The 12240-nt window shown below is 61.5% G+C and carries 12 protein-coding genes; 5 read left to right on the forward strand and 7 right to left on the reverse strand.

Translation table 11 applies throughout. The annotated features are described in order from the left end of the window. Positions 1–17 precede the first annotated feature (17 nt). Positions 18–1946 carry a DUF262 domain-containing protein gene (locus tag GYH34_RS11480; protein ID WP_161913695.1) on the reverse strand — a complete coding sequence of 643 codons (1929 nt, stop codon included), beginning with the start codon at positions 1944–1946 and terminating at the stop codon, positions 18–20. A 236-nt stretch (positions 1947–2182) separates the two neighbouring features. Here GYH34_RS11480 and GYH34_RS11485 point away from each other — a divergent pair, with 236 nt between their 5' ends. The 3 genes from GYH34_RS11485 to GYH34_RS11495 all read left to right on the forward strand — a co-directional run bounded on the left by GYH34_RS11485 (position 2183) and on the right by GYH34_RS11495 (position 6100). Further along, complete coding sequence (locus GYH34_RS11485; protein ID WP_161913696.1) at positions 2183–3577, forward strand: MmgE/PrpD family protein; 1395 nt, start codon at positions 2183–2185, stop codon at positions 3575–3577. 30 nt (positions 3578–3607) lie between these two features. Continuing rightward, positions 3608–4429 carry a phosphosulfolactate synthase gene (locus GYH34_RS11490; protein ID WP_161913697.1) on the forward strand — a complete coding sequence of 274 codons (822 nt, stop codon included), beginning with the start codon at positions 3608–3610 and terminating at the stop codon, positions 4427–4429. Between the two features lie 198 nt (positions 4430–4627). After that, positions 4628–6100 carry a Hint domain-containing protein gene (locus GYH34_RS11495; RefSeq protein WP_161913698.1) on the forward strand — a complete coding sequence of 491 codons (1473 nt, stop codon included), beginning with the start codon at positions 4628–4630 and terminating at the stop codon, positions 6098–6100. 24 nt (positions 6101–6124) lie between these two features. Here GYH34_RS11495 and GYH34_RS11500 read toward each other — a convergent pair whose 3' ends face one another. The 5 genes from GYH34_RS11500 to GYH34_RS11520 all read right to left on the reverse strand — a co-directional run bounded on the left by GYH34_RS11500 (position 6125) and on the right by GYH34_RS11520 (position 9681). Beyond that, complete coding sequence (locus tag GYH34_RS11500) at positions 6125–6511, reverse strand: GtrA family protein (protein WP_161913699.1); 387 nt, start codon at positions 6509–6511, stop codon at positions 6125–6127. A gap of 66 nt (positions 6512–6577) precedes the next feature. Further along, entirely contained in the window at positions 6578–7132 is a 555-nt protein-coding gene (locus GYH34_RS11505) for a TIGR02281 family clan AA aspartic protease (RefSeq protein ID WP_244635060.1), read from the reverse strand. Between the two features lie 103 nt (positions 7133–7235). Continuing rightward, the gene (locus GYH34_RS11510) at positions 7236–7889 is read right to left on the reverse strand and encodes a hypothetical protein (RefSeq protein ID WP_161913701.1); all 654 of its coding nucleotides are present in this window, start codon (positions 7887–7889) and stop codon (positions 7236–7238) included. A 137-nt stretch (positions 7890–8026) separates the two neighbouring features. After that, entirely contained in the window at positions 8027–9184 is a 1158-nt protein-coding gene (locus tag GYH34_RS11515; protein WP_161913702.1) for a hypothetical protein, read from the reverse strand. After that, a complete protein-coding gene (locus tag GYH34_RS11520; RefSeq protein ID WP_161913703.1) occupies positions 9181–9681 on the reverse strand; it encodes a DUF4365 domain-containing protein in 501 nt (166 codons plus the stop codon). The genes GYH34_RS11515 and GYH34_RS11520 overlap by 4 nt, the downstream gene beginning before the upstream one ends. Before the next feature lie 230 nt (positions 9682–9911). Between GYH34_RS11520 and purE the strand changes: the two genes are divergently transcribed. After that, positions 9912–10385, forward strand: a complete 474-nt coding sequence (purE, locus tag GYH34_RS11525; protein WP_161914990.1) for a 5-(carboxyamino)imidazole ribonucleotide mutase — start codon at positions 9912–9914, stop codon at positions 10383–10385. Then, positions 10382–11470 (forward strand): 5-(carboxyamino)imidazole ribonucleotide synthase, encoded by a 1089-nt coding sequence (locus GYH34_RS11530; RefSeq protein ID WP_161913704.1) that lies wholly within the window; start codon positions 10382–10384, stop codon positions 11468–11470. The genes purE and GYH34_RS11530 overlap by 4 nt, the downstream gene beginning before the upstream one ends. 10 nt (positions 11471–11480) lie before the next feature. Here GYH34_RS11530 and GYH34_RS11535 read toward each other — a convergent pair whose 3' ends face one another. Beyond that, a complete protein-coding gene (locus tag GYH34_RS11535) occupies positions 11481–12167 on the reverse strand; it encodes an arylesterase (protein WP_161913705.1) in 687 nt (228 codons plus the stop codon). Positions 12168–12240 lie beyond the last annotated feature (73 nt).

Raw genomic sequence — 12240 nt, forward strand, 5'->3', positions numbered from 1 at the left:
CTTTGAAAACAAATGCTTCATCTTATATATGGCCATACTGTAGTTGCCTTTTCCGCGAGCTTCCGTCCTCGATCACGAATTGCCGTTTCGTCCCAAGACGGAAGGCTGGAGAATTCTACGTTAAGGGCGAGAAGCGATTGCCCCAGTCTTCCCCTTTTGCGGTCAAATGGGTCGTTGCTCATCGAAGCGTTCAGGGGAGGGGGGGCGAGCGTTAGATTGCCGATCACGTGGCAAAGCTCGTCGCGCTGCCGGATGGCGGTCAGCATGTTTGGGTCCGCTCCGGTCACTTTGTCTGGAGGAGCTAGACGACCATCTGGAAGCGGCCATTGAGACGTCCAGCTTTGAGGAAGTACATGTTCGATGCTCAGCTCAGGTAAATTAGTATTTATGGCCTGAAACTTTGTTTGGCTGGCACGTTCCAGCTCCCAAAGAATATCCTTGAGACGCTCAGGCTTACCGAACCATTCATAGATTGGGTTTACTTCGAGGGCGCGGCAAAATTCCCGGTCGTCTGGGAAACGAACTGTACTGCCGCTTTGGCTATCGAAACTTGCGCAGAAAGTCTCCAAATCTGCTCGATTCTTAAGCATATTGGCAACGATTCGCGTGAAGTTCTTGTTTAGATTTTGCGTCGTTAAGCCGCAGATAGCGCGTCTTACAATGTATGAGTATATCATCCGGTAAATTTTTGATTTCTCGATGTCATCGATATTGCTTGTAGTGATCAGAAAAATAAGCGGATATGCGGTTGATACCTCCCACGTCGCGAGTTTCTTGCCGAGCCATGATAAGTCGTCATGTAAGTGTCCTTGCTCCAGAGTCTCGTAGACGGGCTTAAACTGAAGTAAGACGTCGAGTTCCACCTCGACGGTTTCAAACCGTGGTTTGCCTTTCGGCCGAGTGAATGCACGATACTCGGCATAGATTTCGCGCATCGAAATCTCTTGCCCGGTTAGAGCAGTGAGCGCATGATTGAGAAAATGATCAATTCTCGGTCGTTTCGGTTTTGCACGTGGTGCATCCTCTTTCCAGAACGGAGAATCGAGCGGCTTCCACTTCCGCTCGAAAAGGTCTTCGGCATGAGACCCATTTCCCTGGAGTTCCGCACGGTGGAAAATATTGTTGCGAACCAAGTCCATTGCGAGAAGCGGCTCTCCTCGGCTGTTTAACGTCTCGAAGATGACTTGTGCGTCGTCCTTTTCCTCAAGAGTGATCACAACCAGCTTGAAATAGAGAAGAAGAGCATTGGCTAGGCCTTGCAAGCGGCTAAGATAGACACTTGCTTTCTCTTCTGGTCTGGCGTCGGCTGGCTCTTCAGTTAGCCCTCCCTGGTGCTCGTCGGTGTCACGAAAGCCGAATTCTGTATATTCTCTGATTTTTTGCTCGAAATACACGAATCCCAAGAGTGCTCGGGGTGCCGCTCCGACAATGACGTTGCCATTTTTGTAGAAACATTCCGGATTCTTAATTCTGACGGAACTCAAGCCGTTAGTCATCAATTCTTTAAAAAGGTCACGGTCGGCTGGGGTTGGGACGAGCTTTAGCCGATTTCCCAAATCGGTGCCGTCTTTCAGCCCTCTTGCGTCATTAAAAGTATAAATTTCAAGATCGGCTGCGACCTCGTCCAATCCAAAATTGGTAGCGACGTGACGTAATGCGGCGAGAAAGAGCTGAAAGGTCGTCAAACGCTGTTGCCCGTCGACGATTTGCACCGTTGGGATACGTCCAACGCTATATCCATCGGCCCCGGGTGCTAAGATCAGTGCGCCCATGTAATGCTGAAAACGAGGCGGGCCGACCAGCAGCTCCTCCGTTTTTGCAACGATGTCGTCCCAAAACGGTTGTAGCCGGCTGTCATTCCACGCATATTGTCGTTGATAGATCGGAACCGTAAAGCGACGATTATCTTGCAGTACTAAACCAACCTCGATTGCCTTAGTGTCCATCTTCCGGTTCTCTCTGCTTGACGCACTGGAGAAATAATGAAAACTGTTGTGTACTTGGATCGACTGAATTGAGCGCGTGTCAGGTTGGGCGGTCGGTGTAGGAGCTTGTGACGAATCTTTGAGCGCAAGCATAACTACTCAAATGATTCAACGGCAACAAAAAAGCTTGATTCCGCGAGCCGCGGCGACAGGTATCGCTGCTTGCCAGGCAAAGCGGCCTGCAAGGAATCTCGCCGATGACCGAGGTTCAGACGCTCGCGGAATTCGTCGATCGGGCGCGGCTCGAGGAGATGAGCGAGGCCGCGCTGCGGCAATTGAAAATCCGCGTTCTCGACACGACCGGCGTCGCCTTGGGCGCGCTCGACGCGGCGCCGATAAAGGCGATCCGCGAGATGACGGTGGCGCTCGGCGGCGCGCCGATTTCGACGCTCATCGGCGGCGGCAAGACCGCGCCCGATCGCGCAGCCTTCTACAATGGCGCGTTGTCGCGCTATCTCGATTTCATGGACAGCTATCTCGCGCCGGGCGAGACCTGTCACCCTTCCGACAATCTCGGCGCCGTTCTCGCCGCGGCGGAAATGCGCGACGCCAGCGGCGCTGAATTTCTAGCGGCGCTCGCCGTCGCCTATCAGGTGCATACTCGGCTGAGCGATGTCGCGCCGGTGCGGGCGCGCGGCTTCGACCATACGGTGCAGGGCGCTTATGCCGCCGCCGCCGGCGTCGCCAAGGCGCTGCGTCTTTCGCCCGAACAGATCGCCAACGCCATCGCCATCAGCGGAACCGCGAACAACGCCTTGCGCGTGACGCGCACCGGCGCGCTCTCGAATTGGAAGGGTCTCGCCTATCCCAATACGGCGATGGCGGCGACGCATGCGGCGCTGCTCGCCGCGCATGGGATCACCGGGCCGCAGCAAGTCTTCGAAGGCAATAAGGGCTTTGAGGAGACCATCGCCGGGCATTTCGAGATCGACTGGTCGCGCGAGGATTTGGAGAGCGTGACGCGCACGATTCTCAAGAAGCACAATGCCGAGATTCATTCGCAATCGGCGATCGATGCGGCGCTCGACATTCGCGCGCGGCCGGGGTTTTCGGCGGCTTCCGTGCGCGAGGCGCGGCTCGAGACTTTCGCCGTGGCGTTTCAGATCATCGGCGGCGGCGAGGAGGGCGACAAGCGCCTGGTTCGCAATAAGGAGGAGGCCGATCACAGCCTTCCCTATATGCTCGCTGTCGCGCTCATCGATGGCGAGGTGCAGCCGGAACAATATGCGCCGCAGCGCATTCTCGCCGAGGATGTTCAAACGCTGCTGCGCAAGGTGAGGATCGCCCCTTCGCCGGAGCTGACCGCTCTGTTTCCGAAATTTCTGCCGGCGCGGCTCGCGATCGAGCTCGAGGATGGGCGCCTGCTCGCCTGCGCGCGCGACGATTATCACGGCTTCTACACCGATCCCTTCGATTGGGAGGCGGCGCGACGAAAATTCGATCGCGTCACGCGCGAGAAGACGAGCGAGATCGAGCGCGACGCCATCGCCAATGTGATCGAGACGCTCGAGCGGCGGCGCGTGGCGGAGCTGACGGGACTGCTGGGGCGCATCGGCGGCTCGGCGCAGGGAGAGCGACGAATGCGAGCCTGAAGGCTCGCGCTAGCACGCGAGGCGAACGCCATGGCCGAGACCACATTCTCTTTCATTCCCCGCGCCGCTCGCACGGGCAAGCCACGCCAGCGCGGGCTCACCGAAATTCGCGGACCTTATTACAGCGCCTACGGAAAACGCCATCTCGCCGATCTCTTCGAGACCATGGGCGCCTGGATCGACGGCGTGAAATATGCTGGCGGCTCCTTCGCGCTGATGCCGCCCGAGGCGGTGCGGAGCTTCAACAAGACCGCGCATGACCATGGCGCCTATATCTCGACCGGCGGCTGGCTCGAGAATGTGATGCGCTTCGGTCCCGACGCCATCGGCCGCTATATCGAGGAAGCGAAATCGCTCGGCTTCGATGTGGTGGAAATATCGGCTGGCTTCGTCAGCCTGCCGACCGACAGCCTGCTGCGGCTGGTGCGCATGGTGAAGAAGGCGGGGCTGAAGGCCAAGCCCGAGGTCGGCATTCAATTCGGCGCCGGCGGCGATACGGCGGCGGCGGAATTGGAGGCGGAGGGGACGCGCGACGTCTCCTGGCTCATCGCGCAGGCCGAGCGCGCGCTCGACGCCGGCGCCGACATCATCATGATCGAGAGCGAAGGGATCACCGAAAATGTGAAGCGCTGGCGCACCGATGTGGCGGCGCGCGTGATCGACAAGCTCGGGCTCGAGAAAGTGATGTTCGAGGCCGCCGATCCGCCGGTCTTCGAATGGTACGTCAAGAATTACGGCAATGAGGTCAATCTCTTCGTCGACCACTCGCAAATCGTGCAATTGGAGGCGCTGCGCCAGGGCATATGGGGCACGAAGAGCACATGGGGCCGCATTCAGAACATTGGCGGATGAGGCGGGGCCACGGCGCGGCGGAGGCGACGTACGAGCTGCAACGGATTGATGGATTGCAACTTGCGGTTTATGAAAAGATTCAAATGAAGCGCTATTTCGATTACTGGAATTAAATCGAGGTTCAGGTCGAGATCGATATCTCCCATGCTTCGGATTTGAAATCGTTTTTCTGTAGTGTTGGTTCGTAAGGTGATCAAGATGGGCACTTCTACAGTAAATTATACAATTCCCGCGAATGCGGCGCAGGGTACTCCCAACATCGACGTCACACTCAATCTGACGTATGCCGATGCGCTCAATGCCGACGGCTCACACACGGTCACGAATGCGAGTGGGACCTATTCCGTCAATGGAACGGTCTACCATGTCATCGGCGTCGTCGATCCGAGCGGATCGGCCGAGGGCGCGGACAATCATTTTTGGCCGAGCGGCGACGGCCCGAACGGCGCCTATGTCGATTACAATGGCCTCAATTTCGTGACCGACTATCCTGCCGCCAATGGCAATCAGACCGGCGGAAACGGCAGCTATGTCGGACCCAATGTCGATCTCTACTATGATCCGCGCCAGCAAGCCTATCTTCAGGACACGGGCGTCCAGAAGAGTCCGCTCGCCGCGACCAATTTCAGCGCGACCGTGACCTGCTTCGTCACCGGCACGCTGATCCGCACGACGCGCGGCGAGATCGCCGTCGAGGATCTGCGCATCGGCGATCTCGTCGTGACGACGGAAGGCCGCGAGCGTCCGATCGTGTGGATCGGCCATCGCAGGATCGATTGCACGGCGCGCGCGACGCCGCGCGACGCCTGGCCGGTGCGCATCGCGGCTGGCGCTTTCGGCGAAAATCGACCGGCGCGCGATCTCTATGTTTCGCCGGGGCATGGTCTGTGCGTCGATTGCGTCGGCGAAGCGCTGATCCACGCGCAGAGCCTCGTCAATGGCGCGACGATCACGCGCGTCCCGGTCGAGACGGTCGATTACTGGCATGTCGAGCTCGAGAGCCACGATATTCTGATCGCCGAAAATCTTGCCTCGGAGAGCTACAGCGCCACCGGCGAGCGCGGCTTCTTCCTCCACATCCAAGGCTCGCCGGCGTCGGAGCGGCGTTTGGACTCCGACTTCTGCCGCCCCTTCGCTTCGGAGGCGGTCGTAGCGGCGGTGCGCGAGCAGCTCATGGCGCGAGCTGAGCGGTTGGGCTATCGGCGCGAATTCGATCCCGCCGTGCGCCTCCTCGTCGACGGGGCGGAGATCTCTCCGATCCGCGCCGAAGGCTCGGCGATATTTTCATTTCCGCACGATGCGCAGGACATTCGGCTGCTGTCGACGAGCTTCGTTCCGGCGGATGACACCGGCCTCTGCGCCGACATGCGCCGCCTCGGCCTGTCTCTGAGCGGCCTCGTGGCGACGGACGGCCGGGAGATCGCGCGAATTTCGCTCGATCATCCGCAACTCGCCGCATCCTTCCATCCAGAGGAGGCGGGCGAGCATTGTCCCTGGCGCTGGACGCAGGGCGACGGACTCGCGCTGCCGCAGTCTCTGTTCTCGCAATTGAACGGCGCGCAGATCATGCTGATCGTCGCTTATAATTGCGATCAGTTGCGCGGCTGGACGCCGCCGCTGTCGCGTCGCGGTCTCTGCGCCATGGACGCGGAGCGCCGTGAGGCGGCCTGACGAGAACGGCGCCGGGCGGGCCGTTCAGGCCGGCCCGGCGCGGAAGGTCCACAGGCGATTGCCGAGAAAGGACCAGAAGAAGACGATTCCTGTCGTTGCGATCTGCGCCGGCAGATAGGGCGCGCTCATGCGCTCCACGAAAAGATTCATGAAGCCGTAGGTTATGCAAAAGCCGACGAAGGCGACGAGGGCGAAACGCCATGTCGTCTCCTCATGCGGCCGCACGCTCTCGAAGGTGTGACGGCGGTTGAGGATGTAGGAGACGACGCCGCCGGAGAGATAGCCGGCGAGCGCGCCCGGCACGGGCGCCCAGGCGGCGAGCTCGACGAGGCCGACGAGCACCGCATAATGCAGCGCCGTCGCGATGACGCCCACCAGGGCGAAGACGGAGAGCTGGCGGGGGAGCGACATGCGCCGACAATCGCATGTTTCCCGCTCCCGCGCGAGAGGGCCGAGCCCGCGGATGAGATCAGAAGCCTACTGACGTAGAACCAGCTTTCCGGCTCCCGCCTCGATGCGGGACAGGCGCGACAGGAAGGTCATGCCGAGCAGGCTGGCTCCCAGAGCATTGCGCTCGGCCACATAGGCGTCGACGTCGCGCAGCGCCACTTGGCCGAGCCGCGCCTCGCGCAGCTTCACGCGCGCCATGCGGGTGACGCCATTGGCGGTCTGGGCGGGGTATTTGAAATCGGCGGGCGCCGGCAGATAGCCGATCGCGGCGGCGTCCTCATAGGACAGCACGACCGTGCTCGCGCCCGTATCCACCAGCATGCGGATGCGTTGGCCTTCGATCTCGACATTGGCGGAATATTGGCCGAGCCGATCGGCGGCGATGGTCGCCTCGCCGGGCGCCGTGAGCGGAGCCGCCGGCGTGACAGGCGCGAAGTTCCGCATCGGAGCGGCATAGTCGGCCTGCTGGCGATAGGGCGAGGTCTTGGCCTGCACCTGAGTGAGAATATGAACGAGCGACTGAGATGCGACGAGCGTGATGAAGGCCCCGCCAATGGCGGTGCGGAGAATGGAGCTGGACATCGACATGGTCCCTTAACGCCGGCGACACACCGCCGGCCACGGAAGGCAGAGTAGCGAGGGGACCCTGATCAATACTTAAGGCGCTTCCTTAAACTCGGGCATGTCAGCGCTTTTTGGAGACGGCGCGCTGCTCCTGGGCGACCTCCTGCTCGGGCGGCTCGCGGAACGCCGCTGCCGAGCCGAAGCCGGCGCTCACCACATGCACCAGCGCGGTCCGCACGTCCCAGCCATGATCCGTCAGCGTAATGTCGTAGCAGGCGCGCGGCTCGCCTATGTCGGATTTCTTGCCCGCCTTCGCCTGCTGGGCGATTACTTTCGCCTTGATCTGCGGATTCTCGACGAGAGACGCGAGACCGCGATCCTGCAGATGATGATCGGTGCTGAAATCGTCGATCATGGAGGTCGTCGGCTTGTCGAATTCGCAGAGATTGGCCAGCAGGCCGACCTGCAGCAGCCGCAACGCCATGCGCGGCTCCAGCGCGTTCAAATCGCGGGCGACGCGGCGACGGTCCTTGGCGTCCAGCCGCTCGAACAGCATGGGCGGCACGCGCTGCTCGATCGTCGCCTCGCCGAAATCCAGCTTGACGCCGGCGATCTCCGCGCCGCGCAGCCCGCCGAAACGGTCCGCCAGAGCCGCGAGGCCGTCGCCGATCGCATTGGCGTTGACGATGGCGAAGCCGATCGCCAGAACGAGGCCGACAGTGCCGATCAAGCTTTTCAGCGCCGCGAGCGCCTCCTGCATCCCCTTTATGTCCATTTCGCCTCCGAAACCGCTCGCAATATTTCGTGATGATAGCGGAGGAGGGCAGGCTTCGCCATCCACGGGGGCGGAGGCGCGGCTGGCAGGGGACGATATTGACGACAATCCGCGTGCCGTACAAGCTTCCGTGCGGATCAGGTTTCCGCCGCGTCTTCCTCCGCGCTATCATCGGCAGGAAATTCGCGGATATTCGGGCTTTCCATGCGCCATCGTTGCCCGACTCGTATTAGATCGCCCGTCATGATGACGGGACGTTTATCGTCATGAGCCTGTGTCGCAATGCTGTAGGCGGCTTCGGGGAGCTTAGCAGTTACGGACTGTGGTTTCCCGTCAATGATCGCCTTGAGCGTAATCTCTCCGTCCGTCTCTACGTGAGCGCGCATCAATTTGTGGACCGTACCAAATAGAATTTGGTTCTCTTTTGGTTGGCGCAACCTGAAGTTACGCGCCGCCTCGCGGAAAATTTCGGAGTCGCTCTTTGAGAAACCGATCTTCCGGTAAGCTTCGGGCGTTGGCCGTGTCTTCGCCCACGTTACGCTGATCTCCAACGCTTGTGATTGCTCAATCAATCCGGCGACGGCTTCACACAAATTAGCGCTGACGCCGAAAGTCACCGCATTGTCGAATGCTGCGGACTCGCCCGAAAGCGCTTGTTCCGCTGCAGCGCGGGAGGCCTCTAATGATTCGACCAAACGCCGAGTGACCATACGATCCATCGGCTCGTCTTCAATCTCAACCCATCCCTGATCTAGCGGAAGTTGAGTCGGCTGCAACAGAGGCGGCACAGGCGCAAGCAATGTCACAATGAAACTGCCATGCTCTGTTTGGCCGAGCCTCACACGGCGCATGTAGTCGTTGGCTTCTTTATTAGACCCCGCTCGAAAAAAGGGCTGCGGATTATGTGCAGCACAGGCCGCCGCCAATAGCATATCACGGGCCTGGGCGACTATTTCGACGCCCGCGTCGACCGGGACCGAACCATCATCCTCGCCGCCGAAGGCGCGAACGCGCACCACATCCCGGTCGGCGACAATGAGATCGCGATAAGTTGTGAGCTGGTCTCGCTCCATGGCCTTCGAAAATTCTTCGAGAAGGCGAGAGACGACCAAAGCGTAGTCACCGAGACGATCGGTGCGTGGGAGGATTATTTCGGGCCGGCCGGCGCCCGCATAAACGTCGGCATGAGCGCCATAAGCCTCTATTCGTGACCAGCCCTCACTGCGCGCGAACCCCGCGAGCGCGGCAGGCGTAACGGTCCTAAGCGCCTCCTCGTCTAGAATTTCGGCTTTCATCCGACGGCTCCTGATCGGGCTTGTTCCATAAGAGCCTTTAAGCTCTCCACGTCGAACCGCTTTTCATCGTCCAAGTACATGGTAACTGTTTCCTTATTCGCGCTCTCTGGGAGGCCCTTAAGAGATGCCCAGTAGGCGCAGCGCCGGATGACCAATTGCTCGGGTGCAACCGTCAACCACTCAACCCTGTCAGACGGAAGCGCAAGCAAAACCAAAATGTTCGGGACGAGCGTTGGCTCTCGTAAAAGGTCATAATTCCGGCGCTTAAGAGCGTAGCTGAATTTTCCGTCCTTGCTTTCTCCGAGATTGATCGTCGCTTTGAGCTGTATATCGAGCGAAGGGCGCATGGAGCCGCCTGCCCTTATCTGAATGTCGGTTCCGTCACGATCGGGCTTAAACTCAGCAGTCTGATAACCCGCCATCGCCGCAATGGCTTGGACGTAGGCGCGTGACAAGTCTTCTTCGCGATCATTTGTGGAGAGCAGGCTATCGGGCATTCCCAGACCGATCCTTTAAGACCCCGATCGAGACCGGCCTAAAGAATCGTCAGGCAGTCCTTCGATCATATGAAAGATAGCTTTGCTCTCATCAACTTGCCTGTGGCAAGCCTCTCGGCCGCGGACATGCGCTTGCGCCCCGCCGCCGGTTCGGCTAAGGGGCTGTGCTTCATGCACTCCAGCCCGCCGGAAGAGCCGTGGCGCAGTCCAAGAAGCCTGTCGCGATCATCATGGGGTCCCAATCCGATTGGGCCACCATGCGCCATGGCGCCGAGACGCTCGATGCGCTCGGCGTCGGCTATGATGCGCGCATCATATCCGCCCACCGCACGCCGGACCGACTCAGCGCCTTCGCCAAAGGAGCCGAGGCGGAGGGATTCGAGGTCATCGTCGCCGGGGCCGGCGGCGCGGCGCATCTGCCCGGCATGACAGCGGCGCATACGACGCTTCCCGTGCTCGGCGTGCCGATCGAGAGCGCTGCGCTCTCCGGCATGGATTCGCTGCTCTCCATCGTGCAGATGCCCGGGGGCGTGCCGGTCGGCGCTCTGGCCATCGGAAAGGCCGGCGCGATCAACGCGGCTCTGCTCGCCGCCGCCATTCTCGCGCGCGGCGACGCGGGTCTCGACGCGCGGCTGAAGGATTGGCGTCGCCGCCAGACCGAGCAGGTCGCCGAGACGCCGAGCGACGATGCGGGAGCCAAATGACCAGCCTGCGCCCCGGCTCCACCATCGGAATATTGGGCGGCGGCCAGCTCGCCCGCATGCTGGCCAAGGCCGGCGCGCGGCTCGGCCTGCGCGCCCATGTCTATTCGCCCGTGGCGGATGATCCGGCCTTCGAAGTCTGCGCGGCGCGCACCGTCGCCGCTTTCGAGGACGAGACGGCGCTCGCCCAATTCGCGGCGGCCGTCGATGTCGTGACTTATGAGTTCGAGAATGTGCCGTCGCAGACGGCGGCTTTTCTCGAGGCGCATTCGCTGGTGCGGCCCAATCCGCGCGTGCTGGCGCTGACGCAGGACCGGCTGACCGAGAAGAATTTCGTCCGCGGCCTGGGCATTGAGACCGCGCCTTTCGAGAATGTCGAGAGCGTCGACATGCTGGCGGCCGCCGCATCGCGCCTCGGCCTGCCCGCCATATTGAAGACGCGGCGCTTCGGCTATGACGGCAAGGGCCAGATCATGCTGCGCGAGGGCGCCGATCTTTCCGCCGCTTTCGAGCAGCTCGGCCGCGCGCCGTGCGTCCTCGAGGGCTTCGTGCCCTTCGCACGCGAGGTCTCGGTGGTGGCGGCGCGCGGCGCGGACGGCGCCTTTCGCGCCTATGACGTCTGCGAGAACGTCCATGAGCATCATATTCTCGCGCTGACTGTCGCCCCGGCGCGGATTTCGCCGCAGACGGCGGCGGCCGCTGTCGAGATGGCGCGCAAAATCGCCGAGGCGGCCGATTATGTCGGCGTGATCGCGGTGGAAATGTTCGTGGTCGAGACGGCGGGCGGCGAGCGTCTCGTCGTCAATGAGATCGCGCCGCGCGTGCACAACTCCGGTCATTGGACGCTGGACGGCGCCGTGACCTCGCAATTCGAGCAGCATATGCGCGCCGTCGCCGGTTGGCCGCTCGGCGCGACGCGCCGCCATGGCGCGCGGGTGGAAATGCGCAATCTGATCGGCGACGAGGTCGACAAATGGCCGGAGCTGCTGGCGGAGGAGGGGGTCTCGCTCCACCTCTACGGCAAGAAGGAGACCCGCCCCGGCCGCAAGATGGGGCATGTGACGCGGGTGTTCGAAGGTCGCGATTAGCGCGAGCGCCTCACCGCGCCTCCGCCATCCTGCGCCGGCCCGCGGCCGCGTCGAGATTGCGCTCCACCAGCGGCGCTATGCCGGCGACGATGCGAGCGACGCCCGCCGCATTGGGATGGATGTGGTCGTCCTGCATCAGCGCCGGATGGCCGAAGACGCCCGCGAGAAAAAAGGGATAGAGCGAGGCGCCCCAGCGTGCGGCGAGCTTCGGATAGATCTGATCGAATGTCACATTATAGACGAAGCCGAGCTCGGGCTTGGACAGCATCCCGCCGATGACGATGCGGGTTCCGCGCTTCTTATAACCGTCGAGAATCCAGTCGAGATTGCGCGCGACGACAGGCGGATCGGTCTGTGTCAGCATGTCATTGCCGCCGAGCTCGACGATGACGACATCGGCGTCATAGTCCTGCGGCGTCGAGGCGAGGCGGGTGGCCGCGTCGGCCGTGGTGTCGCCGGCCATGGAGCCATTGACGATATCGACATTGCGATAGCCGTCGGCGCGCAGCCGGCGGGCCAGCGTGGGGCCGAAGCCATAGCCCTCCGGCACGCCGAGGCCGGAACTGAGACTGTCGCCCAATATCAGCAGCTTCAACGGGGAGGCGGGCTGGCTCCGCGCGGGCGAGCCATGGATTGAGGCGGCGAGCGCGATCGCGGCTCCGAGAGCAGCGCCGAAGCGGAAAATTTCACGGGCCATTGGGTTACCTCGAACGCCTGCAAGGAACGCAAGAAATCGAGGCGAGGGTAGGGGCCGCGCGTTGATCGACCAT

The sequence above is a fragment of the Methylosinus sp. C49 genome, from assembly GCF_009936375.1.
Classification (GTDB): domain Bacteria; phylum Pseudomonadota; class Alphaproteobacteria; order Rhizobiales; family Beijerinckiaceae; genus Methylosinus.

What these genes read in the sequence shown, in the direction of transcription:
- GYH34_RS11480 (WP_161913695.1), bottom strand. Translation starts at nt 1,946, where the DNA reads ATGGACACTAAGGCAATCGAGGTTGGTTTAGTACTGCAAGATAATCGT.
- GYH34_RS11485 (WP_161913696.1), top strand. Translation starts at nt 2,183, where the DNA reads ATGACCGAGGTTCAGACGCTCGCGGAATTCGTCGATCGGGCGCGGCTC.
- GYH34_RS11490 (WP_161913697.1), top strand. Translation starts at nt 3,608, where the DNA reads ATGGCCGAGACCACATTCTCTTTCATTCCCCGCGCCGCTCGCACGGGC.
- GYH34_RS11495 (WP_161913698.1), top strand. Translation starts at nt 4,628, where the DNA reads ATGGGCACTTCTACAGTAAATTATACAATTCCCGCGAATGCGGCGCAG.
- GYH34_RS11500 (WP_161913699.1), bottom strand. Translation starts at nt 6,511, where the DNA reads ATGTCGCTCCCCCGCCAGCTCTCCGTCTTCGCCCTGGTGGGCGTCATC.
- GYH34_RS11505 (WP_244635060.1), bottom strand. Translation starts at nt 7,132, where the DNA reads ATGTCCAGCTCCATTCTCCGCACCGCCATTGGCGGGGCCTTCATCACG.
- GYH34_RS11510 (WP_161913701.1), bottom strand. Translation starts at nt 7,889, where the DNA reads ATGGACATAAAGGGGATGCAGGAGGCGCTCGCGGCGCTGAAAAGCTTG.
- GYH34_RS11515 (WP_161913702.1), bottom strand. Translation starts at nt 9,184, where the DNA reads ATGAAAGCCGAAATTCTAGACGAGGAGGCGCTTAGGACCGTTACGCCT.
- GYH34_RS11520 (WP_161913703.1), bottom strand. Translation starts at nt 9,681, where the DNA reads ATGCCCGATAGCCTGCTCTCCACAAATGATCGCGAAGAAGACTTGTCA.
- purE (WP_161914990.1), top strand. Translation starts at nt 9,912, where the DNA reads ATGGGGTCCCAATCCGATTGGGCCACCATGCGCCATGGCGCCGAGACG.
- GYH34_RS11530 (WP_161913704.1), top strand. Translation starts at nt 10,382, where the DNA reads ATGACCAGCCTGCGCCCCGGCTCCACCATCGGAATATTGGGCGGCGGC.
- GYH34_RS11535 (WP_161913705.1), bottom strand. Translation starts at nt 12,167, where the DNA reads ATGGCCCGTGAAATTTTCCGCTTCGGCGCTGCTCTCGGAGCCGCGATC.